The sequence below is a fragment of the Actinoplanes siamensis genome, assembly GCF_016862395.1.
GTDB classification, from domain to species: Bacteria; Actinomycetota; Actinomycetes; order Mycobacteriales; family Micromonosporaceae; genus Actinoplanes; species Actinoplanes siamensis.
In genome coordinates, this window is record NZ_BOMW01000033.1 from 125496 (window position 1) to 147546 (window position 22051).

Here is a 22051-nt window from a genome sequence, read left to right on the forward strand (position 1 = left end):
CATGATCCACCTACCGCTGGCCCGTCAGGGGCCGCTGAGAGCGCTCGCCATTCGTCTGGCGATGGCGTTCACCCTCGTGCTGAGCGCGGTGGCGATCGTCTACGCGGACCGCGAGGGCTACCGCGACGTCAACGAGGACGGCCTCACCCTGCTCGACTGCTTCTACTACGCGGTCGTCTCGCTCTCCACGACGGGCTACGGCGACATCACCCCGGCGACCCAGAGCGCCAGGCTGGTCAACGTCCTGTTCATCACCCCCGCCCGGGTGCTCTTCCTGATCATCCTGGTCGGCACCACCCTGGAAGTGCTGACCGACCAGTACCGCAGCGGCCTGCGGATCAGCCGGTGGAGGCGCAAGTTGAAGGACCACGTGATCATCTGCGGCTACGGCACCAAGGGCCGGGCCGCTGTCGACGCGCTGCTGGAGACCGGCTACGACAAGTCCCGCATCGTCATCGTCGAGAACCGTGAGGTCGCCGTCCGCCAGGCCGCCGCGAACGGGTTCGCGGTGATCGAGGGCAACGCCACCCGCTCGGCGGTCCTGCTCGATGCGGACGTCAAGAACTGCAAGTCGGTCATCATCGCCACCGACCAGGACGAGGCGTCGGTGCTGATCACCCTGACCGTCCGCCAGCTCACCGCCGGACAGGTGCGCATCATCGCCGCCGTCCGGGAGCAGGAGAACGCCGCCCTCCTCAAGCAGAGCGGCGCGCACCACGTGATCGTCTCGTCCTCCACGGCGGGCCGCCTGCTGGGCCTGACCACGACCGCGCCTCCGCTGATCGACGTCGTCGAGGACCTGCTGACCCCGGGCCAGGGGATGGCGCTGGCCATGCGCTCCGCGGAGCGCGCCGAGGTGGGTCGGAACCCGCGCGAGCTGTCCACGCTGGTGGTGGCGCTGATCCGGCGAGGCAAGGTGGTCCCGCTGGGCGGCGGGCAGTCGGTCGCCATCGAGACGGGCGACCTGCTGGTCTACATCCGCGACGACGAGACCGCCGCAACCGGCGTCTCGTTCTGAGCGCCGCCCACCGCGAACGCTACCTCCGCGCGGGCCGCCCGATGGGCGGCCCGCGGGTGACTCCGGGGCTCCGCGGTCAGAGGATGGTCCAGGTGTCCCCGGAGCCGAGGAGATCGTTGAGCATCTCCTCCGGTGTGCCGCTGACCGACGCCTGCGCGTCGAGCAGCTGCTTGCGGACGATCTCGTCGTAGGACGGCCGCTGCACGTCGCGGAAGACCCCGATCGGCGTCGTGTTCAGGTCGGAGCCGGAGAGACGGGACAACGCGAACGCGTACGCCGGGTCGTCAACCGTGGCGTCGTGGACGATCGGCGTGCCGCCCTCCTGCACCTTCAGCCCGAAGCTGCCCTCCGGGTGCACCACGGAGAAGCGGCCGAACGTGATCGGCTGTCCCTGCTCCAGCCGGATCAGGTGCTCGTCCCGCGTGTCCGCGTCCTTGATCAGGTCGAAGGCGCCGTCGTTGAAGATGTTGCAGTTCTGATAGATCTCGACGAACGCGGAACCCTCGTGGGCCGCCGCGGCGCGCAGCACGGACTGCAGGTGCTTGCGGTCCGAGTCGATGGTGCGGGCCACGAACGTCGCCTCGGCCCCCAGCGCGAGCGAGATCGGGTTGAACGGCGAGTCCGCCGAGCCGGCCGGCGTGGACTTCGTGATCTTGCCGAGTTCCGAGGTGGGTGAGTACTGGCCCTTGGTCAGGCCGTAGATCCGGTTGTTGAACAGCAGGATCTTCAGGTTGACGTTGCGGCGCAGCGCGTGGATCAGGTGGTTGCCGCCGATCGAGAGCGCGTCGCCGTCCCCGGTGACCACCCAGACGCTGAGGTCGGGGCGGGACGCGGAGAGCCCGGTCGCGATCGCCGGGGCACGGCCGTGGATCGAGTGCACGCCGTACGTGTTCATGTAGTACGGGAAGCGGGACGAGCACCCGATCCCGGAGACGAACACGATGTTCTCCCGTGGGATACCGAGCTCGGGCATGAACCCCTGCACGGCGGCGAGGATCGCGTAGTCGCCGCAGCCGGGGCACCAGCGCACTTCCTGGTCCGACTTGAAATCCTTGGCGGTCAGTTTCAGAGCAACCGGGCTAGCCATTCTTGACCACGTCCTCGAGCATGTTCTCCAGCGTCGCGGCGGTGAACGGCAGGCCGCTGATCTGGTTGAAGGGCACCGCGTCGACCAGGTATCTCGCCCGGATCACGTGGGCGAGCTGGCCGAGGTTCATCTCCGGGACGACCACTTTCTCGTACGACCGCAGCACCTCGCCCAGGTTCCGCGGCAGAGGTGACAGGTGCCGCAGGTGGGCCTGGGCGATGGTCAGCCCCCGCTGGCGCAGCGCCCGGCAGGCCGCCCCGATCGGGCCGTAGGTGGAACCCCAGCCCAGCACGAGCACCCGCGCGTTCTCGTCCGGGTCGTCGACGTCCACGTCCGGGACGGGGATCGCTTCGATGCGCGCCGCCCGGGTGCGGACCATGAATTCGTGGTTCGCCGGGTCGTACGAGATATCGCCGGTCTTGTCCGCTTTTTCCAACCCGCCGATGCGGTGTTCCAGACCGGGCGTGCCGGGAACCGCCCAGGGCCGGGCCAGCGTCTCGGGATCGCGCAGGTAGGGCAGGAACCTGCCGTCCGGGGAGTTGGGCGCGGTCGCGAACGGGACAGCCAGGTCCGGCAGCTCGTCGACCGAGGGCAGCAGCCACGGCTCCGACCCGTTGGCCACGTAGTTGTCGGACAGCAGGATGACCGGGGTCCGGTAGGTGAGCGCGATCCGCGCCGCCTCCAACGCGGCGTGGAAGCAGTCCGACGGGGACTTCGGGGCGATCACCGCGAGCGGCGCCTCGCCGTGCCGGCCGTACAGCGCCAGGTTGAGGTCGGCCTGCTCGGTCTTGGTGGGCATGCCGGTGGACGGCCCGGCCCGCTGCACGTCGACGATGACCAGCGGCAGTTCCAGCGCGATGGCCAGCGAGACGGTCTCGCTCTTGAGCGCCACGCCGGGCCCGGAGGTGGTGGTGACGCCCAGCGCGCCGCCGTAGGACGCGCCCAGCGCCGCCCCGATCGCCGCGATCTCGTCCTCGGCCTGCATCGTGGTGATGCCGAACCGCTTGTGCTTGGAGAGCTCGTGCAGGATGTCGGAGGCCGGCGTGATCGGGTAGGCGCCCAGGAAGAGCGGCAGCTTGGCGCGGACCGCCGCGGCCACCAGCCCGAGCGAGAGCGCCTGGTTGCCGGTGATGTTGCGGTACGTCCCGGGCCGCATCCTCGCCGGCTTGACCTCGTAGCGCACCGAGAACGCCTCGGTGGTCTCGCCGTAGTTCCAGCCGGCCCGGAAGGCGGTCTGGTTCGCCTCGACCAGCTCCGGCCGCTTGGCGAACTTGCGCTCCAGGAAGCGCAGGGTGGACTCGAACGGACGCGAGTACATCCAGCTGAGCAGGCCGAGCGCGAACATGTTCTTGGCGCGTTCGGCGTCCTTCTTCGAGATCCCCAGGTCGGCCAGCGCGCCGACGGTCATCGAGGTGAGCGCGACCGGGTGCACCGCGTACCCGGCGAGGGTGCCGTCCTCCAGCGGGCTGACCGGGTAGCCGACCTTGGCCAGGTTGCGCCTGGTGAACTCGTCGGTGTTGACGATGATGTCGGCGCCGGCGGGCAGTTCCGCCAGGTTCGCCTTGAGAGCTGCGGGGTTCATCGCGACCAGCACGTTCGGCGCGTCGCCCGGGGTCAGGATGTCGTAGTCGGCGAAATGGACTTGGAAACTCGAGACGCCCGGCAGAGTCCCCGCTGGCGCGCGGATCTCGGCGGGAAAGTTCGGCAGCGTCGAGATGTCGTTGCCGAGCTGTGCGGTCTCCGAGGTGAAGCGGTCACCGGTGAGCTGCATGCCATCGCCCGAGTCGCCGGCGAACCGGATCACCACCCGGTCCAGCTGCTCGACTCGCTTCGCGGGAGCGGCCACGTTTCAACCTCCAAAGAGCGCGGGCCGATCTTGTGTACGCACGTCAATGAGCCGGTCCGCACGTCGTCAGTTCCACACTACTTCGCCGCTCCTTACGGGGGTGGCCGCGGACCGTTGCCCACAGTAGCCATGCGGCGCTCCCGTGAGCTAGTGCTCTTGGGTAGGCTGCACCTTCGTGGAGGGATATCTCGGCTCGTACGCCATGCTCGGGCTGGTCCTCGCCGCCGGGGTTCTGCTGTTCGTGGCCGCGTTCGGGGCCAACCGCCTACTGCGGCCGGCGCGGCCCGCGGAGCCGGCCGGCAAGCGGATCCCGTACGAGAGCGGCATCGACCCGGTCGGCGGCGACTGGGCACAGGCGCAGATCCGGTACTACGTCTATGCGTACCTTTATGTGCTTTTTGCGGTAGAAGCCGTTTTTCTCTTCCCGTGGGCAGTGATCTTCGATCTCCCCGGGTTCGGCGGCGCCGCGATCGCCGAGATGGGCGTCTTCGTCGCGGTGCTCGCGCTGGGCATTCTCTACGCGTGGCGTAAGAAGATCTTGACCTGGACGTAGGACCCGGGTGGCGGACTCGCCTCCCGAAGGCCGACATGTCAACATCGTGCGCATGAGTCAGCTTCTGCTCTTCATTGTCGTAGCACTGGTCGTCGGGACGATCGTCTTCGGCGTGACCGTTCTGCTGAGCGGGGGCGACTCCGGGCTCACCCCGGTCGAGCCCGACGGCCAGTCGGTGCCGCTGCCCGGCGACCGGCCGCTGGGTGAGGACGACATCGCCAGGACCAGGTTCGACACCGCCTGGCGTGGGTACCGGATGGCTCAGGTGGACCAGGCGCTGCAGCGCGCGGCGTACGACATCGGCTACAAGGGCGAGCTGATCGGCGTGCTGGAGGCCGAGGTGGCGGCACTGCGCGAGGGCCGCATCGAGGACGCCGACGCGCTGCGGGCGGCTCGGGAGGCCGCGATCGCGCCGGCCCAGGCGGCCGCCGGGAAACCCGTGGCGGAGGAGCCGGCCGGGGAGAAGGAACCCGAGGTGGCCGAGGCGCCGCCGGCCACGGCCGACGAGGAGCCGGCGGAGAGCCGATGAGCGACGACGCCGCCCAGCCGGGCGCTGGCGAGTTCACCGCCACGGTGATCGTGAACGCCCCTGCGGCGAAGGTGTTCGCCGCGTTCCTGAACTGGGAGAAGCAGTCCGAGTGGATCCCGTTCACCCGGGTCCGGGTGGTCGAGGGCGACGGCGGCGAGGGCAGCCTGGTCGAGGCGGTCACCGCGATCGGTCCGGCGGTGCTGCGGGACGAGCTGCGGGTGGTCAAGGTCAACGCGCCGTACGAGGTCCGCGTCGTGCACTGCGGCAAGGTGCTCCGCGGCCCCGGCTCGATGCGCTGCACCGCGATGTCCGGCGACCGCACCCAGATCGTCCTGCACGAGTGGTTCCACCTGCCGCCCGGCCCGGTCGGCAAGATCGCCTGGCCGGTGCTCTGGCCGGGCTCCAAGCTCGGCTTCACCGGCGCGCTGAAGAAGTTCGCCCGGCTGGTCGAACAGGGGCGCCTGCCATGACCGGCGACCTGATGATCGGCGACGACGGCAAGGCCCGCTGCTTCTGGGGCGGCAGCTCCCCGGACTACGTGCCCTACCACGACACCGAGTGGGGCAAGCCGCTCCGCGGCGACGACGCGCTCTTCGAGCGGCTCACCCTGGAGGCGTTCCAGTCCGGGCTGTCCTGGATCACGATCCTGCGCAAACGCCAGGCGTTCCGGGCGGCGTTCGACGACTTCGCGATCGCCAAGGTCGCGGCGTACTCGGCGGCCGACGCGGAGCGGCTGATGGCCGACGCCGGCATCGTCCGGAACCGGATGAAGATCGACGCGACGCTGCGCAACGCGAAGGTCGCAGCCGAGCTGGCGCCCGGCGAGCTCACCGAGCTGCTCTGGTCGTTCGCCCCGGCGAACAGGCCGCGCCCGGCCGGCCGGGCCGAGGTTCCGGCCGTGACACCGGAGTCCACGGCGATGTCCAAGGCGCTCAAGAAGCGCGGGTTCACATTCGTCGGACCGACTACGGCGTACGCGTTGATGCAGGCCACCGGCATGGTTGACGACCACCTGCTCGGCTGTTGGGTGCCCGTGATGGGATAGGGAGCATGGCGCAGTGGTCGGTTGTCATCCCGTCGGAGCAGTGGGCGACGGAACGGTTGTTCCAGCAGGACGTCGTGGTGGTGCAGGGCGGCCCGGCCGGCGTGTCACCCGGGGACGAGGCGCTCCTGGTCGCCGATGAGCAGGTGGTGGCCCTGGCCCGGGTGGAGAAGACCGGTGGGTACCTGGCCCTGGCGTACCTGCGGCGGGCCTTCGACGAGCCGGTCCCGGCCGCCGGCCTGACGAACGGCCCGGTGACCGAGGACGAGTTCCGGCGCTTCGCCGACCAGCTCGGTCAGGCCCAGCCGAAGCGGAACTGGTTGGTCAGCGTGGCCATGCCGATCGAGGCCGGCAGCCCGGCCGAGGCGGTCCGGCAGTTCTGGTCGCACGTGAACGAGCTGGGGCCGCGTGAGCTGCCCACCTACGTCTGGCCGTCCGGCGACGAGCTGGCCATGCAGGCCTTCGTCCTCGGGGTCGAGGCGAACCAGGACCCCGAGGAGGAAGACGAGGACGAGGACTAACGCCCTTCGTAGACCGGCTTCTGCTTGGCCACGAAGGCGGCCACCGCGTTCCGGTGGTCCGCTGTGGCGCCGCAGATCGACTGCGCCTGCGCCTCGGCGGCGAGCGCGTCGGAGAGCGTGCCGGCGTCGCCGATCGACAGCTCCCGCTTGATCGCGCCGTACGCCACGGTGGGGCCCGCGGCGAGCCGCGCGGCCAGCTCCTGAGCGGCCGGCAGCACCTGCTCGTCGTCCTCCACGAGCCGGGAGAGCATGCCGATCTCGTACGCCCGCTGGGCCCTCACCGGCTCGGCCAGCAGCAGCAGCTCGACCGCCCGGGCGTGCCCCACGATCCGCGGCAGCGACCAGGAGATGCCGCTGTCCCCGGCCAGCCCCACGTTGGCGAACGCCATCAGGAACGACGTCCTCGGCCCGCCGATCCGGAAGTCGGCGAGCAGCGCCAGCGACGCGCCCGCGCCGGCGGCCATCCCGCGCACCGCGGCGACCACCGGCTTCGGCATGCTGGCCAGCCGCTGGGCGATCGGGTTGTAGTGCACCCGGACGGTGTCCAGATCGGTGCTCTTCTCCAGCATCGCCGCGTGCTCGCGCAGGTCCTGCCCGCCGCAGAAGGCCTGACCGGCGCCGGCCAGGACGATCGCCCGGCAGGACCGGTCGGTCTCCAGTTGGGCCAGGGTGTCCCGGAGGGCCTCCTTGAGATCCACGGTGAAGGAGTTCATCGCCTCGGGACGGTTCAGGGTCAGCGTGACGACCGCGTCAGTGCGGTCGACGAGCAGTGCGTCGGTCATGGCGAGAATCTACCTTTGCCATGCCCGCCCGGCCCTCACCTCGGTCGAGTGCGGCCGGTCAGGACTCGAACCCCGCCCGGGCGCCGCGATGGGCCGCGTGCAGGCAACGTTCCACATACCGGTCGGCCGCGGGGCGCAGCCGGGCGGCGTGCTTGTCGAAGAAGGCCGCGGCGCGCAGCCCCGGCCAGCCCGGTGGCAGCAGCGCGGCGGGCAGCTGCGGGTCCTGGAAGAGGAACGAGCGCCAGGCGTGCACCAGGCGGAACCGGGCCGCGTACGCCTTCTCGTCGGAACTGCGGGTGGTGACCGCCTTGACCACCGGGCGCAGCTCGTCCTCGAAGTCCTGGTACGACCGTCCGATCCGGTCCAGGTCCCAGGCCCGGCCGACGATCTCGCCGGCCCCGGCGGAACCGGCGGTGTGGCCGGCGTTGAACCGCTCGTACCCCGCTCCGGCCTCCTGCAGCACGGCGTCCAGCTCGTCGGACGCGCGCGGGGCCACCCACACCTGGTCGCTGAGCGGGCCGTAGCCGAGAAAGGCCAGTCGTTCGGCGTCGCGCCGGGCCAGCGGCGGATCGTGCAGCATGATGAGATCGAACCGGCCGTCCCAGCCGCCGCGACCGGTTCTGTACACCCGTGCGGCGGCCTCGTCCAGCCGCCGCGCCGCCTTGGGCGTGAGCAGGTAGCCCGGTCCGGACACCAGGCGCAGCGGATGCAGCCAGCCCTGTCGCACCATTCGCGACACTGCGGTGCGGACCGCCGGGGCCGCGATGTCCAGTGGAGCGAGCAGCCGCACGAGGGCTGCGACCGGGGCCCGGGAGCCCCTGGTGCGCAGGTAGTCGCCGTACAGGTCGAAGAGTGCGGACCGCGCCTGCATGACCGCACATTGTGACAGCCCAAAAGACGATATGCTAGACGCTGTCACATCCGCCCGGGCTGGGTTTGGGTTCGCCGGTGTTCATCAGGGAAAATGTTTGATCGGCACGGTGGGCCGCAACGCGTGAAGACGTGAAACGGCCTGTACGGCCGCCGGTCGGAAACGAGCACCGCGTCACGTGGGGCTGAGCACGTGACGCGGCTGCTGGCATTCCAGGAGCAAGTGGCTGTGGGGCAACCCACCGACCCTGACGTAGGTCTGAGGGGAGACAAGATGGCGGCGATGAAGCCGCGGACGGGCGATGGTCCGCTGGAGGTCACCAAGGAGGGTCGTGGCATCGTCATGCGCGTCCCGCTGGAGGGTGGTGGCCGTCTCGTCGTGGAGATGACCCCGGACGAGGCCAACGCGCTGGGTGACGCGTTGAAGTCGATCGCCGGCTGACGTTTCACGCGAGCCCGCCGGTACGGTACCGCCCGTACCGGCGGGCTTTCCACGTCTTACGGAAAGGTCATCCTCCCGTGTTCGAGATCGGGTTGACTCAAGCGCTCGACGAGGAGCGCACCTGGGTGATTCCCGGTGGCGGCGTGCTGCCGGGTGAGGCCGGAGCCGAGGTGGCCGCGCTTCCCGCGGCGCCGCCCGGCGAGGTGGTCGTCCTGCCGCGCCCGCTGCGCCGCCCGGCCCGGGTGCTGCTGGCCGGCGCCGGCGAGGGCGACGAGGCCGGCTGGCGGGCCGCCGGCGCCGCAATCGTCCGGGCCCTCGCCGACGACGAGCGCGCCCAGGTGCGGCTGCCGGACGACCTGCCCCCGGATGCGCTGCGCGGCCTCGCCGAGGGCCTCTGGCTGGGCGGCTATCGCTACCGCGAGGCGCCGGTGGCGCCCCGGTCCGGCGCCGTCGAGCTGGTGGTCCGGAAGATCTCCCCGGCGTACGACCGGAGCCTCGCCCGGGCCCGGATCACCGCCACCGCCGCGTGGCTGGCCCGGGACCTCACCAACACGCCGTCGTCGGTGAAGAACCCGGCCTGGTTCGCCGACCAGATCGTCGCCGAGGCGGCCAGGCGCCCAGGCCTGACCACCACCGTCCGCGCCGGCGCCGAGCTGGAGCGCTTCGGCGGTCTGCGCGCGGTCGGCGGCGGCTCGGTGTCGCCGCCCCGCTTCGTCGAGCTGTCCTGGTCGCCCGCCGGCGCGACCACGCACGTGGTGCTGGTCGGCAAGGGGATCACGTTCGACACCGGCGGCATCTCGATCAAGCCGCGGGACAGCATGAAGCTGATGAAGAAGGACATGGGCGGCGCGGCCGCGGTGGTCGCGGCCACGCTCGCCGTCGCCGACCTGGACCTGCCGGTACGGGTCACCGCGCTGGTCCCGCTCGCCGAGAACGCGATAAGCGGGTCCGCCTACCGCCCCGGCGACGTGATCACCCACTACGACGGATCGACCAGCGAGAACACCAACTCCGACGCGGAGGGCCGGATCGTGCTGGCCGACGCGCTGGGCTACGCGGCCGACCGGCTGCGGCCCGACCTGGTGATCAACCTGGCCACTCTGACCGGGGCGAACGCGGTCGCGCTCGGCAAGCGCACGGCCGCCCTCTACAGCCCGGACGACCAGCTGGCCGGCGCGCTCGCGGCGGCCGGTGACGCGGCCGGCGAGCGGATGTGGCGGCTCCCGCTGCCCGGCGACTACGTGGAATATCTGCGCAGCGACATCGCGGACCGGGTCAGCGCGCCGCAGGGGCCGGGCTCGGTGATGGCCGCGCTGTTCCTGCGCGACTTCTTCGGCGACACCACCTGGGCGCATCTGGACATGTCCGCGCCGTCCTGGGCCGAGACCCACGACGGCGAGCTCACCAAGGGTGCCACCGGCTGGGGCGCCCGCATGCTGATCCGCTACCTGAGCACGCTCCCCGAGAAGCCGTAGCCCGGGAGCCGCGCGCTGAGCGGGCTCCCGGCGAAGCCGTAGCCCCGGGAGCCGACCCGAGCGCGCTCCCGGGCAAGCCGCGGCCACCGGAGCCACCCCTGGGCGCGCCTGGAGGAAAGCCGCGGCCACCGGAGCCGCGCTGCGCCCGCCGAGCGGAGCGAGGCCGTCAGGCCCAGCTCAGCGCTTGACCGCGGTCAGCAGGCCGGCGCCTGACGAGATGACCGCGGGGATCCACTCCTCGCTCTCGCGGATCGCCTTCACCGTCGCGCGCACCGTCAGGGTGTCCACGTCGCGGGCGGCCGGGTCGTTGATCCGGCCGCCGGCGTGCACCCCGTTCACGATCAGCACGCCGCCCGGGCGCAGCAGCCGCAGCGCCGCCTCGGTGCACGCGGCGAACTCGGTGGTGTCGGCGTCCACGAAGATCAGGTCGTACGCCCCGTCGGCGAGCCGGGGGAGCACGTCCAGCGACCGCCCGCTGATGATGCGGGTGCGCGACGACGCGAAGCCGGCCTCGGCGAACACCCGGCGGGCGATCCGCTGATGCTCGTGCTCGACGTCGATGGTGGTGAGCACTCCGTCCGGGCGCATGCCGCGGAGCAGCCAGATGCCGCTCACGCCGGTGCCGGTGCCGATCTCGACGACGGCCTTGGCGTTGCCGGCGGCGGCGAGCAGGCGCAGCACCGAGCCGGCGCCGGGGGAGACGCACGGCAGGCCGAGCTCGTGAGCCAGCGAGCGGGCCGTCTGCAGGATCGGGTCCTCGGTGGCGTAGGTCTCGGCGAACGGCACGGCCGGGCCCGGTGGCTGGCCGAAGGAGCGGGCGGCGGGACCGATGATGACGAACCTCCGTGCGGCGAGGGGCGACGGCGTGGCGTAACCGCGCACATCGGATAAGAGAGTAGAGCGATGTGCACCTGTGATGCACGGTGCCGTCGATGGACGAACAGGTCAGTCGGGGCCGGCGGGGCTCGGCTGGACGGCACGCCGCGGCGAATCCGTGTCATCCTGGGTACGGTGCCGGGCGAACGATGACTGGAGGCTCCGACGTGACCGACGGCTGGAACTGGCGCCGGCCTCCCGCGGCGCCGCCTGTGCCCGGCGGGCACGGGCAGCCGCCCGGGTCGCCCTGGTGGAGCGACGCGATGGGGGACCCGTGGCGGGACCCGCTGGCCCCGTCCGCCGTCGTGCTGCCGCCGCCCCCGCCCACCGGCGGTCCCGCGCTGGATCCGGTTCCCGACCCGGACGCGCCCCGCCGGTCGTACGCTCCGGTGTTGTTGATCTGCCTGATCACCGCCCTGCTCGCGGGCGGTCTCGGGGGCACCCTGGGGTTCGTCTTCGCGGTCCGCGGTGGGTATGTGGCCAGCGCCGGGACCCAGCTCGGCGCGGCCGGCCGGCAGGCCGCGGCGGATCCCGGCCGGGATCCCGAGTCGCTCGCCGGCGTCGCCAGGCAGGTGCAGCCCAGCGTCGTCACGGTGCACGTGACCGGGGCGATCGGCTCGGGTTTCGTGGTCTCCACCGACGGCTACGTGATCACCAACGATCACGTGGTGGACGGCGCCGGCACCACCATGGCGGTCTCCTTCAGCGACGGCTCCACCGCCACGGCCAAGCTCGTCGGGCGCGACCCGGAGTCGGACATCGCGGTGATCAAAGTCGCAAAATCCAGCCTGCCCGCTGTCGAGTTCGGCGACTCGGAGGCGATCGCGGTCGGTGACCCGGTGCTCGCTTTCGGCTCACCACTGGCGCTGGAGAACACCGTGACGTATGGCATCGTCAGCGCCCTGGACCGCACCATCGAGGCAGGCGAGTCCGGCGGCACCACGCGCTACTACGCGGCCATCCAGACCGACGCCGCGGTCAATCAGGGCAACTCCGGCGGGCCGCTGGTCAACGCGACCGGCCAGGTGATCGGGGTGAACTCGGTGATCCGCTCGGTGGGCGGCTCGGACGCCGAGGCCGGCAACATCGGCCTCGCCTTCGCCATCCCGATCAACCAGGCCAAGCGGATCGCGCAGGACATCATCGACACCGGTAAGGCCCGGCGCACGGTGATCGGCGCCGAGGTGACCACGGGTGGCAGCGGCTCCGGCGGCGCCCGGCTGCGCTCGGTGGAGCCGGCCGGCCCGGCCGCCGCGGCCGCCCTGAAGGCCGGCGACGTGATCACCAAGCTGAACGGGCATCCCCTGCAGGACGGAACCGACCTGATCGCCCTGGTCCGGAAGTACGCGCCGGGCGCCGTGGTCGCGGTGGAGTACCGCCGGGGCACCCGGAGCGCCTCCGCCTCGGTGACCCTGGCCGCCGACACCAACTGACCGACACGCACATCGCGGGCGGGGTGCCGGGACCGTCTCGACGTGCGTAGGCTTGCTTCCGGACGCCGTGGGGAGGCCGCTCGTGTTCGAGAATCTGAACTTGTGGGAGATCGGCGCGCTGCTGATGCTGGCGCTGCTGATCTTCGGGGACCGCCTGCCCAAGGTCATCGGCGACGGGCTGCGGATGCTGCGCAACCTGCGCTCGATGGCACAGAACGCGACCTCCGACCTGAGCCGTGAGCTCGGCACCGACGTCAAGCTGGAGGACCTGCACCCGAAGGCGTTCATCCGCAAGCACATCCTCAGCGAGGACGAGGAGTCGGCGCTGCGCAAGCCGCTGCAGAGCCTCTTCGACGACGTGAAGCAGGATCTGAACGGGGTGAAGACCGAGCTCAACGGCGTGCGGACGCACCTCGACGAGACCGCGGCCGGCATCCGGGACGCCACCTCCCGGAAGACGACAGCGCCGGCCGAGGTTCCTCGACCGGCGCAGCGCTTCGACCTGGACGCGACGTAAACCAGGGCTCAGCCCCGCTTGGCGTTCACCATCAGGCCCAGGGGCTTGCCGACCAGGGACTCCCGGCGGACGGCCAGCTTGTCGGCCACCCCGTCGAGCGCCTTGGCCGCCGGCGCCTCCGGCTCGGCCAGCACGATCGGGTTGCCGGCGTCGCCGGCCTCGCGCACCCGCGTGTCCAGCGGGATCTGCCCGAGCAGCGGCACCCGCGCCCCGACGGTCTGGGTCAGCGACTCGGCCACGGCCTGGCCGCCGCCCGCGCCGAAGACCTCCATCCGGGAGCCGTCCGGCAGCTCCAGCCAGGACATGTTCTCCACCACGCCGACCAGCCGCTGGTGGGTCTGCAATGCGATCGCGCCAGCCCGCTCGGCCACCTCGGCGGCCGCCGCCTGCGGGGTGGTGACCACCAGGATCTCCGCGTTCGGCAGGAGCTGCGCCAGCGAGATGGCCACGTCACCGGTGCCCGGCGGCAGGTCGAGCAGCAGCACGTCCAGATCGCCCCAGTAGACGTCGGCGAGGAACTGCTGCAGCGCCCGGTGCAGCATCGGACCACGCCAGACCACCGCGGCGTTGCCGGCCGTGAACATGCCGATCGAGATCACCTTCACGCCGTGCGACTGCGGCGGCATGATCATGTCCTCGACGCGGGTGGGCTTGTTCTCCACGCCGAGCATCCGGGGCACCGAGTGGCCGTAGATGTCCGCGTCGATCACGCCGACCGACAGGCCCCGCCTGGCGAGCGCCGCGGCCAGGTTCACCGTCACGCTGGACTTGCCGACGCCGCCCTTGCCGCTGGCTACCGCGTACACCCTGGTGCGGGAGCCGGGCTGGGCGAACGGGATGACCGGCTCCGCGGCGCCTGGGCCGCGCAGCGTGCTCTGCAGCGCCTTGCGCTGCTCCTCGTTCATCACCCCGAAGTTGATCTCGACGCCGGTGATCCCGGGGATCCCGGTGACCGCGGCGGTGATGTCGGCGTTCAGCTTGTCCCGCAGCGGACAGCCGGCGACGGTGAGCAGCAGATCGACCTTCACCAGGCCGTCGACGACGGTGAAACCCTGGACCATGCCGAGGTCGGTGATCGGGCGGCGGATCTCGGGGTCGTCGACGGTCGCCAGCGCGGCCTGGATCGCGTCCTCGATGGTGGAAGCGGGTGCGGACATGCAGCCCATGCTACGTCGGCGTCAGGGGTGGTCCTCTTCCCACTCCATACGCGCGCGCTTCTCCCGGCGCAGCGCCGCGTCGTCCAGCTCGTCGGCCAGCCGGGCCAGCTCGGAACGCAGGAAGTCCCTCGTGGCGACCTCACCGAGGGCGATCCGCAGAGAGGCGATCTCGCGCGTCAGGTACTCCGTGTCGGCCTTCTGCAGCTGCGCCCGGCGACGATCCTCCTCCATGGCCAGGCGGTCGCGGTCGGCCTGCCGGTTCTGGGCCAGCAGGATCAGCGGCGCGGCATAGGACGCCTGCAGCGACAGGATCAGAGTCAGGAACGTGAAGGTGTACGGGTCGAACCGCCAGTGCTCCGGCGCGAGCGTGTTCCAGGCGAACCAGGCCCCGATGACGACGGTCATGTAGACGATGAACTTCGCCGTCCCCATGTACCGTGCGATGCTCTCCGACCAGCGGCCGAACGCCTCCGGGTTGAACTTGGGCAGCTGCACCCGGCCCGGTTCCCGGGGCTGGTCCAGACGGTCCCGGCGCGGTTCGGTCATGCCGGCCCTCCCCGATGTCCGACGAGGCCGCTCACAGGGGCTCCTCGTCCTCGTGGGCGTCCCGGTCCCGCCAGTCGCGTGGCAGCGAGTGGTCCAGCACGTCGTCGACCGTGACCGCGCCGAGCAGCCGGTGCGTTGCGTCGACCACGGGCATCGCGACCAGGTCGTACGTCGCCATCCGCCGGGTTATCTCGGCCAGCCCGATGTCCGGCCGCAGCGGCTCGATCCCGCTGTCCACCAGCCCGCCGACGATCGACGCCGGCGGCTCCCGGAGCAGCCGCTGGAAGTGCACCATGCCCAGATACTTCCCGGTCGGGGTGGCGCTCGGCGCCCGGGCCACGAACACCTGGGCGGCCACCACCGGCGACAGCTCCGGCTCGCGGATCCGGGCGAGCGCCTCGGCGACCGTCGCGTCCGGGGTGAGGATCACCGGTTCCGAGGTCATCACGCTGCCCGCGGTGCCCGGGCGGTAGCTCATCAGCTGCCGGACCGGCGCGGCCTCCTCCGGCTCCATCAGGTCCAGCAGCACCGCCTGCTCGGTCTTCGGCAGCTCGGCGAGCAGGTCGGCGGCGTCGTCGGGGTCCATCCGTTCCAGCACGTCGGCGGCCCGCTCCCGGTCCAGCTGGACCAGGATCTCCACCTGGTCGTGCTCGGGCAGCTCCTCCAGCACGTCGGCGAGCCGGCGGTCGTCCAGCGCGGCGGCCACCTCGTTGCGTCGCGCGTCCGGCAGGTCCTGCAGCGCGTTCGCCATGTCCGCCGGGCGCATCTGGTCCAGCAGCGCGATCAGGTTCGAGGTGCCCTGCGTGTCGGTGGGGCCGATCAGGCCGCGCACCCGGTCGTACTCCACCTGGTAGACGTGACCGCGCCGGGTCAGCCGGCCGGTGTGCTCGCGGACCGCGACCCGGGTCACCACCCACTCGATGTTGCGGTTCAGCTCCATGCCGATGTCGACGACGGTGCCCTGGTGCTGGTCGCCGCCCGCCGTCTCCGGCTCCACGGTGACGCGACGGTCCAGCAGATCCTCCAGGACGAGCAGCTCGTTCGGCCGTTTCTCGAACCGGCGCAGGTTCAGCGACCCGGTGCCGAGCACCACCGACTCGGCGTCCATGCCGGTGATCCGGCCGATCGGCAGGAAGATCCGGCGGCGCAGCGCCATCTCCGCCACCAGGCCGACGATCTGCGGCGGTCGGTTCGTGGTGCGCAGCCGGACGACCGCGTCGCGCACCCGTCCCACCCGGTCGCCGTTGGGGTCGAACACCGGCAGGCCAGCCAGGCGGGCCAGATAAACCCTCGTCCCCATGGTCACAGCCCCAGATTAGGTTAGGGTCCGGACATGTCCACCGTGGCCTACGAGATCGTCGACGTGTTCACGGACCGGCCGTTCGCCGGCAATCCGCTCGCGGTGGTCTTCGGCGCCGAGCATCTTTCCACTGACCAGATGCAGACTCTGGCCCGCGAGTTCAACCTGGCCGAGACCACGTTCGTGCTGCCGCCGACCGATCCCGGGGCGACGTACCGGGTGCGCATCTTCACCGCCTCCACGGAGCTGCCGTTCGCCGGCCATCCCAGCGTGGGGACCGCTGTGACGTTGATGCGCCGGGGCCGCTTCGGGCCTGGGCGGGTGGTGCAGGAGTGCGGGGCCGGGCTGCTGCCGCTGGAGGTGACGGCCGCCGGCGCGGCCACGCTGACCGGGGCGCGACCGCGGCTCGGCGCCGCGGCCCCGCTTCCCGCTCTGCTGGACATCACCGGCCTGACGGCCGCCGATGTCCCCGGCGACGCCGCTGTGCCGCGCGCGGCCGGCTGTGGCCTCGATTGGATCTTTCTCCCGGTACGCCGTTCCGCGCTCGCCGGGATCGACGTCGATGTACGCGCGGCCGCCCGTCACGGGGTCACCGAACTGGCCGTCTTCTCGTGGGACGACGGCGAGGCCCACGCCCGGGTGTTCGTCCCCGGCGACGCGGTCTGGGAGGACCCGGCCACCGGCTCGGCCGCTCTCGGGCTGGGCGTGTGGCTGGTCGGGGCGGGGTGGCTGCCCGGTGACGGCACCTCGTCGTACCGCGTGCGCCAGGGCCTGGAAATGAAACGCCCGTCCCTGCTGGACTGCACGGTCACCGCCAGGTCCGGCGCCGCCACGGCCGCCACCGTCACCGGCCACGTCCACCCGGTGGCGTCCGGCACGATAGCCGTCCCACCCTTCATCGGCTGACCACCCCACCGCCCACGCCGCGCTTCGGGCGTGTCCCGCGTCGCCGTCCGCGCTCGGCGGCGTCACCGCGCCCACCCGGCCGCATCCGTCCTGGCGCGTTCGGTCAGCGACGGGCGACCTTGTGCAGACGGAACGGTCTGCGGGTCGCCACCCGGGCCGGGGTCTCGCGCGGCGAAGCCGCACCCGGCTCGTCCCCCAGGTCGGGCGCGGCCACCAGGGAATCCTCGACCGGCGTGAGCCGCAGCACCGCACACCCCGAGTCCGCCCACCGCGCCACCACCTCCTCAGCTGTTCCGGAGGCGTTCAGCCGCTTGGCCGCCAGCTGCGGCGCGATCTGAGCCCACTCGTCGCCGCCCGGCTCCAACCGGCTCACCACGGCCTCGGTGCGAACGATCAAACCACCGTGATCTCCGCGCAACCGCATCTCGGCCCGGGTCGCCTCGCCGAGGCCGGGCGCATGCTGCTCCCCGGGGCCGGTGACAACGGCCAGCGAGGTCTCGACAGGCATGCACCAGACCGCATACGCCGGACCACCGTCCACCGAGACCCAGGCGATCGAAGCCTTCTTGACCGCCTCATCCAGCACCCCTGTCACCGAACCAGCTTATGGCCTCCCCCACCCTGCGCGACCACCCGAACCCGGTCACCCGCCCCTTATTCCCCAGCCGCCGCCCCCCAGCCGGCCCCACAGGCCTCAACCCTCCCGGCGCATCCCCGGCTTCCGGCCGCCGGACCGCGGCTGGCAACCAGGGGTCGGGGCTTCGGAGGAATCTCTGGTTCCCGGCCCGCGGGTCGGGGCCGGTGGCCAGGGGTGCCTCGCGGCTCGGGTCCCGGCCGCCGCTGTCGGGCCGCGGTCGAGCGCGCGGACAGCTCCGCTCCCGACGCTGATGCCGTGCCGGTCAGACGAGGGCCGGGGTACGGTCCAGCAGCGTCAGGACCTCGGTGAGCGAGCGCACCGTCCGGCCGGCGAAATTCGTGTCCGCGTCGAAGACCAGATGGTTCGTGAGGTCGCGGGCGGCCAGGCGGACCGGGGTCATGCCGACCGCGGCGGCGCCGGTGAGTTCGTGGCTGCCGCCGTCGCCGACGTACAGGCAGTCCTGCGGGGCGACCGACAGCGCGTCGCAGGCGGCGCGGTAGATGCGCGGGTCCGGCTTGCAGATGCCCAGCTCGACCGAGAAGATCTGGGCGTCCAGCAACGGCGCCACCGGGAGCCCTGGCAGGAAGGCGGGGAGCTCGTGGGTGCAGTCGCTGATCAGCGCGGTGCGCACACCGCGGCGGCGGATCTCGGTCAGGGCGGTGACCGCGTCCGGGCGCAGTTGCGTGTCGGCGCGCAGGGCGTCGACCCGGGCCGGCATCGCGGCGCGGATGGCGCCCGGCCGGGGGCGGCCGCCGGCCTGGTCGATCACCCAGCGCAGGGTGGCCTCGGCGGAGCCGTACCGGCCACAGGCCCGGGCCCGGAAGGTCCGGTCGAGCACTCCGCGGACCGCCTCCGGGTCGGCGCCCAGCGACCGCGCGATGTCCGCATGCTGTGGACCACGCTGAACCGAACGGGTCAAGGTGCCGAAAAAGTCAAACACCACCGCACGGTATGCGGGCATGGAAATCGGCCTCCCGGGCATCGACGGGTGAAAAGCGGCATGGGGCCGCCGGTGACTGTAGTCATTCCGTCACTGTCCGCCAACCGACAGTGGCAAACGTCCCTCTTCGACCGTGCAAGAAGCGACGGCCGGTGATGAATCTGCGCTCATCAGGGCATCGGATCTCGCCTCTGACGGCGTTGGCGCTGGCTGTGGCGGTGTGCGCGGTCTCCTCGTCGGCGCCGCTGATCGCTCTCGCGGCGGCGGCGCCCGCGCTGGCGGTCGCGTTCTGGCGCAACGGGCTCGCGTCGGTGGCGCTCACCCCGGTGGCTCTCGGGCCGCGCCGCGGTGAGGTGCGCGACGCGATCCGCGGCTCCCGGCGCCGGGCCGGGCTGTTCTGCGTGCTCGCCGGCGTGACTCTGGCCGCGCACTTCGGGACGTGGATGCCGAGCGTGCGACTGGGCACCGTGGCCACCTCGACCGCGCTGGTCGCCACCCAGCCGGTGTGGCAGGGGCTGATCGCGGCCTGGCAGGGGCGGCGCCCGTCGGTGGCCGGGTGGATCGGAATCGGACTCGCCGTGGCAGGTGCGGCCTGGGTCACCGGGGCCGACGTCCGGGTCTCCGGGCAGGCCGTGCTCGCCGACGTGCTGGCGGTGCTCGGCGCGATCTTCGCGGCGCTGTACACCGCGCTCGGGGAGCAGGCCCGGTCGGCGCTGAGCACCACCACGTACACCTGGATCTGCTATGGCGTCTGTGCGGTGCTCCTGCTGATCGTCTGCCTGGCCGGCGGCATCCCGCTGCGGGGGTACGACGCCCGGACGTGGCTGGCCATCCTGGCGCTGGTGGCGGGCGCGCAACTGCTCGGGCACTCGATGTTCAACTACGCCCTGCAGCACACCTCGGCCACCACTGTCAGCGTGCTGATCCTGCTCGAGGTTCCGGGCGCGGCGCTGCTGGCGTGGCTGTGGCTGCACCAGGCGCCGCGGCACGGGGCGATCCCGGGACTGCTGGTGCTGACGGCCGGGGTGGCCGTGGTGATCGTCGGGGCGGCCCGCCCGTCGCGCCGCTCGGAGGCGGCCGCGCTGACCTGACCCCGGTCGGCTGGTTCCCGCGGGAAACGCGGAACCGACCGGGGTTGTGGGCTTCCGCTCTCTTCGGGCGCGTCACTCCCTCCGTCGAATCGGTCGTTGCACCAGCGGGGCGCGGGCGGTAATGAGGAGGGATGCGATGCATCGAGTACGGCTCGGCCGGCTGCTCCTCGCCGGACTGCTCATGATCGGCGGCTGTGGGGAGCCGGTGGATGCCGGCGGACCGGCCCGCACCGGCGCGCCCGGCGGCTGGCGGACCGCGGGCTGCGAGTTCGGCCGGGCGGCGGAGTTCGCCGAGCGCGGCGGCTTGCGGATGCCTGTCACGCCGGCGCCACTCAGTGCCGCGATGGAGCGCGTCGAGCAGGCCGGGCGCCTGCGTTTCCCGCGGGTGTACGCCGGTATCGAGGTCGACCAGAAACAGGTGCGCGCCATCGTCTACCGGGTGCCGGGCGACTCCTCGGAGTTCGACGACTTCCTCCGGCGGACCGCCGAGAACAACTGCTTCGTGGTACGGGACGCCGCGCACGCCGTGGCCGAACTCGGCGCCTGGCACGACCGGGTGGTCGCCGACCTGTCGTTCTGGACGGTGCGCGGGGTGCGGATCGTCACGGTCGGCAGCCGCCACGACGGCGCCGGCGTCGAGATCGGGACCCGTGACCTGGACAGGGCACGCGGCGAGATGCCGGCCCACTACGGCGCGGAGGCACCGTTGATCTTCGTGGAGCAGGGCCCGGTCACGCCGCTGACCGGCGTCCGCGCGGTCTTGCCGGAAAAGGACGGATGAGCGTCCGGCGTGTCGGAAAATCGTCTGCGGGGTCTCCGGGCGCAGGCGGGGCCGGACCCCGGGTGCGCCACAGCCCGGCGGATGTTTGCCCCGGTTGACGCGAGCAGGCAGGATCGCCGCATGGTCTTCGACGCCCGCTCCACCGGCGGCAGCCCCTCGCGGCGTGACACCACCCGACCCGCGGACGGCCGGCCACCCCGGTCGGGCGTGCCCGGCAGTGACCCCGACCGCCCGGTCGAGATCACGCCCGAGGTGGTCGAGGCGGAGTTCGAGGAAGCGAGTGCGGAGGCGGCCGTGACATTGCGTTTGGACGGGAGGGTGGCGCTGGTCACCGGCGCGGGCAGCCCTGACGGCATCGGTTACGCGACCGCCCGCCGTCTGCGTGACCTGGGGGCGCGCGTGGCGATCGTGTCCACCACGCGGCGCATCCACGAGCGGGCGTCCGAGCTGGGCGTCACCGGGTTCGTCGCGGACCTGACCGACGAGTCGGAGGTGGGCGCGCTCGCCGACGCCATCACCGACCAGCTCGGCGACGTCGAGGTGCTGGTGAACAACGCCGGCCTGGCGAGCCGGGCGAGCCCCGAGGTGCTCCGGCCGGTCGCCCAGCTCACGCTGGACGAGTGGAAGGCCGAGATCGACCGGAACTTGAGCACGGCGTTCCTGTGCAGCCGGGCGTTCGTCGGTGGCATGTCGGAGCGGGGCTGGGGCCGGATCGTGAACCTGGCGGCGACGGCCGGCCCGGTGAACGCGTTGCCGACCGAGGCGGCGTACGCGGCGGCGAAGGCCGGAGTGGTGGGTCTGACCCGGGCGCTGGCGATGGAGCTGGTGGCCGACGGGGTGAACGTGAACTGCGTGGCGCCGGGGACGATCTACACGGCGGCGTCGACGGTCACCGAGATCAAGCAGGGTCTCGGGACGCCGATCGGGCGCCCCGGCACGCCGGACGAGGTGGCGGCGGCGGTGGCGTTCCTGTGCTCGCCGGCGGCGTCCTACATCACCGGGCAGATGCTGGTCGTGGACGGCGGCAACAGCGTGCGGGAGGCGCAGTTCCGCTGAGCACGGCCCTGATCGTGTACCGCTGGGCACGGCCGTGATCGTGCACCGCTGGTCACGGCCGTGATCGGTTGGTCAGGGGCGCTTGGTCAGGCTGTTGACGGCGCGCTCGACGGCGAGGCAGCGGTCCTCGACGTAGTCGATGCCGGCCTCTTCGGCGATCCGCCGCGCCTCCGCGGAGAAGATGCCGCTCTGCAGCCACACCGCGGGCGCCCCGATCGCCACCGCCTGGCGGACCACCTCGGCCGCGTCCCGGGACGGGCGGAAGACGTTCACCAGGTCGACGGGTTCCTCCAGGTCGGCGAGTGTGGGCACGGTCCGGACCCCGAACACCTCGTCGACGAACGGGTTGACCGGGATGATCCGCCACCCGTGGCGCATGATCTGCAACGGCACGGTGTGTGCGGGTTTGAACGAATCCCGGGAGGCGCCCACCACGGCGATGACGTTCGCTTCCGTCAGGATCTGCCGAGCACTACGCATACCCAGACTTTATCCACGGGTTCCGCCCGGCAGCCCGTCGCTGACTTCCAGCTCACGTCGATCGCCCGTGCGGCGAGAGGCGCCGCATGCCGGGCGGCGGCGCAGGGGCGTGTGGGGCCGCCACAGGCCAGTCGGGGGCGTGCGGAGGTGTGTGGCGGGGCAGGCC

General features: G+C 71.9%; 25 protein-coding genes. 14 read left to right on the plus strand and 11 right to left on the minus strand.

The features are described from left to right. Window position 1: 1 nt before the first annotated feature. The gene (locus tag Asi03nite_RS18160; protein WP_203681204.1) at window positions 2-1018 is read left to right on the plus strand and encodes a potassium channel family protein; all 1017 of its coding nucleotides are present in this window, start codon (window positions 2-4) and stop codon (window positions 1016-1018) included. 76 nt (window positions 1019-1094) lie between these two features. On the opposite strand, the gene Asi03nite_RS18165 is transcribed toward Asi03nite_RS18160, so the two are convergent. Further along, window positions 1095-2105, minus strand: coding sequence for a 2-oxoacid:ferredoxin oxidoreductase subunit beta (locus Asi03nite_RS18165; RefSeq protein ID WP_203681205.1), 1011 nt, complete (start codon window positions 2103-2105; stop codon window positions 1095-1097). After that, window positions 2098-3951, minus strand: a complete 1854-nt coding sequence (locus Asi03nite_RS18170; RefSeq protein WP_203681206.1) for a 2-oxoacid:acceptor oxidoreductase subunit alpha — start codon at window positions 3949-3951, stop codon at window positions 2098-2100. The genes Asi03nite_RS18165 and Asi03nite_RS18170 overlap by 8 nt, the downstream gene beginning before the upstream one ends. A gap of 175 nt (window positions 3952-4126) precedes the next feature. Between Asi03nite_RS18170 and ndhC the strand changes: the two genes are divergently transcribed. From ndhC to Asi03nite_RS18195, 5 genes are read left to right on the plus strand one after another with little or no spacing between them, the layout of a single operon-like run. Continuing rightward, window positions 4127-4504 carry an NADH-quinone oxidoreductase subunit A gene (gene ndhC, locus Asi03nite_RS18175; RefSeq protein ID WP_203681207.1) on the plus strand — a complete coding sequence of 126 codons (378 nt, stop codon included), beginning with the start codon at window positions 4127-4129 and terminating at the stop codon, window positions 4502-4504. Between the two features lie 52 nt (window positions 4505-4556). Next, on the plus strand, window positions 4557-5033 hold the full coding sequence (locus Asi03nite_RS18180) for a DivIVA domain-containing protein (RefSeq protein ID WP_203681208.1): 477 nt from the start codon (window positions 4557-4559) through the stop codon (window positions 5031-5033). Next, window positions 5030-5503 carry an SRPBCC family protein gene (locus tag Asi03nite_RS18185; protein WP_203681209.1) on the plus strand — a complete coding sequence of 158 codons (474 nt, stop codon included), beginning with the start codon at window positions 5030-5032 and terminating at the stop codon, window positions 5501-5503. The genes Asi03nite_RS18180 and Asi03nite_RS18185 overlap by 4 nt, the downstream gene beginning before the upstream one ends. After that, the gene (locus Asi03nite_RS18190; protein ID WP_275409453.1) at window positions 5500-6078 is read left to right on the plus strand and encodes a DNA-3-methyladenine glycosylase I; all 579 of its coding nucleotides are present in this window, start codon (window positions 5500-5502) and stop codon (window positions 6076-6078) included. The genes Asi03nite_RS18185 and Asi03nite_RS18190 overlap by 4 nt, the downstream gene beginning before the upstream one ends. Window positions 6079-6083: 5 nt before the next feature. Beyond that, window positions 6084-6596: a hypothetical protein gene (locus Asi03nite_RS18195; protein WP_203681210.1), complete on the plus strand. Its 513-nt coding sequence runs from the start codon at window positions 6084-6086 to the stop codon at window positions 6594-6596. On the opposite strand, the gene Asi03nite_RS18200 is transcribed toward Asi03nite_RS18195, so the two are convergent. Both Asi03nite_RS18200 and Asi03nite_RS18205 read right to left on the minus strand, forming a co-directional pair. Then, window positions 6593-7378, minus strand: coding sequence for an enoyl-CoA hydratase-related protein (locus tag Asi03nite_RS18200; protein WP_203681211.1), 786 nt, complete (start codon window positions 7376-7378; stop codon window positions 6593-6595). The genes Asi03nite_RS18195 and Asi03nite_RS18200 overlap by 4 nt on opposite strands. A 58-nt stretch (window positions 7379-7436) precedes the next feature. Next, entirely contained in the window at window positions 7437-8249 is an 813-nt protein-coding gene (locus Asi03nite_RS18205) for a PaaX family transcriptional regulator (protein ID WP_203681212.1), read from the minus strand. Between the two features lie 273 nt (window positions 8250-8522). Between Asi03nite_RS18205 and Asi03nite_RS18210 the strand changes: the two genes are divergently transcribed. Further along, a complete protein-coding gene (locus Asi03nite_RS18210) occupies window positions 8523-8690 on the plus strand; it encodes a DUF3117 domain-containing protein (protein WP_014447667.1) in 168 nt (55 codons plus the stop codon). 77 nt (window positions 8691-8767) lie between these two features. Further along, window positions 8768-10165, plus strand: a complete 1398-nt coding sequence (locus Asi03nite_RS18215; RefSeq protein ID WP_203681214.1) for a leucyl aminopeptidase family protein — start codon at window positions 8768-8770, stop codon at window positions 10163-10165. 177 nt (window positions 10166-10342) lie between these two features. Here Asi03nite_RS18215 and Asi03nite_RS18220 read toward each other — a convergent pair whose 3' ends face one another. Next, on the minus strand, window positions 10343-10915 hold the full coding sequence (locus Asi03nite_RS18220; protein ID WP_373872135.1) for an O-methyltransferase: 573 nt from the start codon (window positions 10913-10915) through the stop codon (window positions 10343-10345). 293 nt (window positions 10916-11208) lie between these two features. Between Asi03nite_RS18220 and Asi03nite_RS18225 the strand changes: the two genes are divergently transcribed. Together Asi03nite_RS18225 and Asi03nite_RS18230 are read left to right on the plus strand one after the other, a co-directional pair. Continuing rightward, window positions 11209-12474, plus strand: coding sequence for a S1C family serine protease (locus Asi03nite_RS18225; RefSeq protein WP_373872136.1), 1266 nt, complete (start codon window positions 11209-11211; stop codon window positions 12472-12474). Between the two features lie 82 nt (window positions 12475-12556). Then, on the plus strand, window positions 12557-12991 hold the full coding sequence (locus tag Asi03nite_RS18230) for a twin-arginine translocase TatA/TatE family subunit (RefSeq protein WP_203681219.1): 435 nt from the start codon (window positions 12557-12559) through the stop codon (window positions 12989-12991). 8 nt (window positions 12992-12999) lie between these two features. On the opposite strand, the gene Asi03nite_RS18235 is transcribed toward Asi03nite_RS18230, so the two are convergent. From Asi03nite_RS18235 to Asi03nite_RS18245, 3 genes are read right to left on the minus strand one after another with little or no spacing between them, the layout of a single operon-like run. Beyond that, complete coding sequence (locus Asi03nite_RS18235) at window positions 13000-14148, minus strand: Mrp/NBP35 family ATP-binding protein (RefSeq protein WP_203681221.1); 1149 nt, start codon at window positions 14146-14148, stop codon at window positions 13000-13002. A 21-nt stretch (window positions 14149-14169) separates the two neighbouring features. After that, window positions 14170-14694: a DUF1003 domain-containing protein gene (locus tag Asi03nite_RS18240; RefSeq protein ID WP_203681223.1), complete on the minus strand. Its 525-nt coding sequence runs from the start codon at window positions 14692-14694 to the stop codon at window positions 14170-14172. A 31-nt stretch (window positions 14695-14725) separates the two neighbouring features. After that, window positions 14726-16000 carry a magnesium transporter MgtE N-terminal domain-containing protein gene (locus Asi03nite_RS18245; RefSeq protein ID WP_203681225.1) on the minus strand — a complete coding sequence of 425 codons (1275 nt, stop codon included), beginning with the start codon at window positions 15998-16000 and terminating at the stop codon, window positions 14726-14728. A gap of 27 nt (window positions 16001-16027) precedes the next feature. On the opposite strand from Asi03nite_RS18245, the gene Asi03nite_RS18250 reads away from it, so the two are divergent. Continuing rightward, window positions 16028-16900 (plus strand): PhzF family phenazine biosynthesis protein, encoded by an 873-nt coding sequence (locus Asi03nite_RS18250; protein WP_203681227.1) that lies wholly within the window; start codon window positions 16028-16030, stop codon window positions 16898-16900. A gap of 103 nt (window positions 16901-17003) precedes the next feature. On the opposite strand, the gene Asi03nite_RS18255 is transcribed toward Asi03nite_RS18250, so the two are convergent. Further along, complete coding sequence (locus Asi03nite_RS18255; protein WP_203681229.1) at window positions 17004-17495, minus strand: hypothetical protein; 492 nt, start codon at window positions 17493-17495, stop codon at window positions 17004-17006. A 304-nt stretch (window positions 17496-17799) separates the two neighbouring features. Beyond that, a complete protein-coding gene (locus tag Asi03nite_RS18260) occupies window positions 17800-18498 on the minus strand; it encodes an HAD family hydrolase (RefSeq protein ID WP_203681230.1) in 699 nt (232 codons plus the stop codon). Between the two features lie 134 nt (window positions 18499-18632). On the opposite strand from Asi03nite_RS18260, the gene Asi03nite_RS18265 reads away from it, so the two are divergent. From Asi03nite_RS18265 to Asi03nite_RS18275, 3 genes are all read left to right on the plus strand, one after another. Next, entirely contained in the window at window positions 18633-19568 is a 936-nt protein-coding gene (locus Asi03nite_RS18265) for a DMT family transporter (RefSeq protein WP_203681231.1), read from the plus strand. Window positions 19569-19704: 136 nt separating this feature from the next. Further along, window positions 19705-20349 carry a hypothetical protein gene (locus Asi03nite_RS18270; protein ID WP_203681232.1) on the plus strand — a complete coding sequence of 215 codons (645 nt, stop codon included), beginning with the start codon at window positions 19705-19707 and terminating at the stop codon, window positions 20347-20349. A gap of 120 nt (window positions 20350-20469) precedes the next feature. After that, window positions 20470-21405, plus strand: coding sequence for an SDR family NAD(P)-dependent oxidoreductase (locus Asi03nite_RS18275; protein WP_203681233.1), 936 nt, complete (start codon window positions 20470-20472; stop codon window positions 21403-21405). A gap of 72 nt (window positions 21406-21477) precedes the next feature. Here Asi03nite_RS18275 and Asi03nite_RS18280 read toward each other — a convergent pair whose 3' ends face one another. Continuing rightward, a complete protein-coding gene (locus Asi03nite_RS18280; protein WP_203681234.1) occupies window positions 21478-21885 on the minus strand; it encodes a CoA-binding protein in 408 nt (135 codons plus the stop codon). Between the last annotated feature and the right edge of the window lie 166 nt (window positions 21886-22051).

Coding starts and splice junctions, on each gene's coding strand:
- Asi03nite_RS18160 (WP_203681204.1), top strand. CDS start 2: ATGATCCACCTACCGCTGGCCCGTCAGGGGCCGCTGAGAGCGCTCGCC.
- Asi03nite_RS18165 (WP_203681205.1), bottom strand. CDS start 2,105: ATGGCTAGCCCGGTTGCTCTGAAACTGACCGCCAAGGATTTCAAGTCG.
- Asi03nite_RS18180 (WP_203681208.1), top strand. CDS start 4,557: ATGAGTCAGCTTCTGCTCTTCATTGTCGTAGCACTGGTCGTCGGGACG.
- Asi03nite_RS18185 (WP_203681209.1), top strand. CDS start 5,030: ATGAGCGACGACGCCGCCCAGCCGGGCGCTGGCGAGTTCACCGCCACG.
- Asi03nite_RS18190 (WP_275409453.1), top strand. CDS start 5,500: ATGACCGGCGACCTGATGATCGGCGACGACGGCAAGGCCCGCTGCTTC.
- Asi03nite_RS18195 (WP_203681210.1), top strand. CDS start 6,084: ATGGCGCAGTGGTCGGTTGTCATCCCGTCGGAGCAGTGGGCGACGGAA.
- Asi03nite_RS18200 (WP_203681211.1), bottom strand. CDS start 7,378: ATGACCGACGCACTGCTCGTCGACCGCACTGACGCGGTCGTCACGCTG.
- Asi03nite_RS18205 (WP_203681212.1), bottom strand. CDS start 8,249: ATGCAGGCGCGGTCCGCACTCTTCGACCTGTACGGCGACTACCTGCGC.
- Asi03nite_RS18210 (WP_014447667.1), top strand. CDS start 8,523: ATGGCGGCGATGAAGCCGCGGACGGGCGATGGTCCGCTGGAGGTCACC.
- Asi03nite_RS18235 (WP_203681221.1), bottom strand. CDS start 14,148: ATGTCCGCACCCGCTTCCACCATCGAGGACGCGATCCAGGCCGCGCTG.
- Asi03nite_RS18240 (WP_203681223.1), bottom strand. CDS start 14,694: ATGACCGAACCGCGCCGGGACCGTCTGGACCAGCCCCGGGAACCGGGC.
- Asi03nite_RS18250 (WP_203681227.1), top strand. CDS start 16,028: ATGTCCACCGTGGCCTACGAGATCGTCGACGTGTTCACGGACCGGCCG.
- Asi03nite_RS18260 (WP_203681230.1), bottom strand. CDS start 18,498: ATGCCCGCATACCGTGCGGTGGTGTTTGACTTTTTCGGCACCTTGACC.
- Asi03nite_RS18265 (WP_203681231.1), top strand. CDS start 18,633: ATGAATCTGCGCTCATCAGGGCATCGGATCTCGCCTCTGACGGCGTTG.
- Asi03nite_RS18270 (WP_203681232.1), top strand. CDS start 19,705: ATGCATCGAGTACGGCTCGGCCGGCTGCTCCTCGCCGGACTGCTCATG.
- Asi03nite_RS18275 (WP_203681233.1), top strand. CDS start 20,470: ATGGTCTTCGACGCCCGCTCCACCGGCGGCAGCCCCTCGCGGCGTGAC.
- Asi03nite_RS18280 (WP_203681234.1), bottom strand. CDS start 21,885: ATGCGTAGTGCTCGGCAGATCCTGACGGAAGCGAACGTCATCGCCGTG.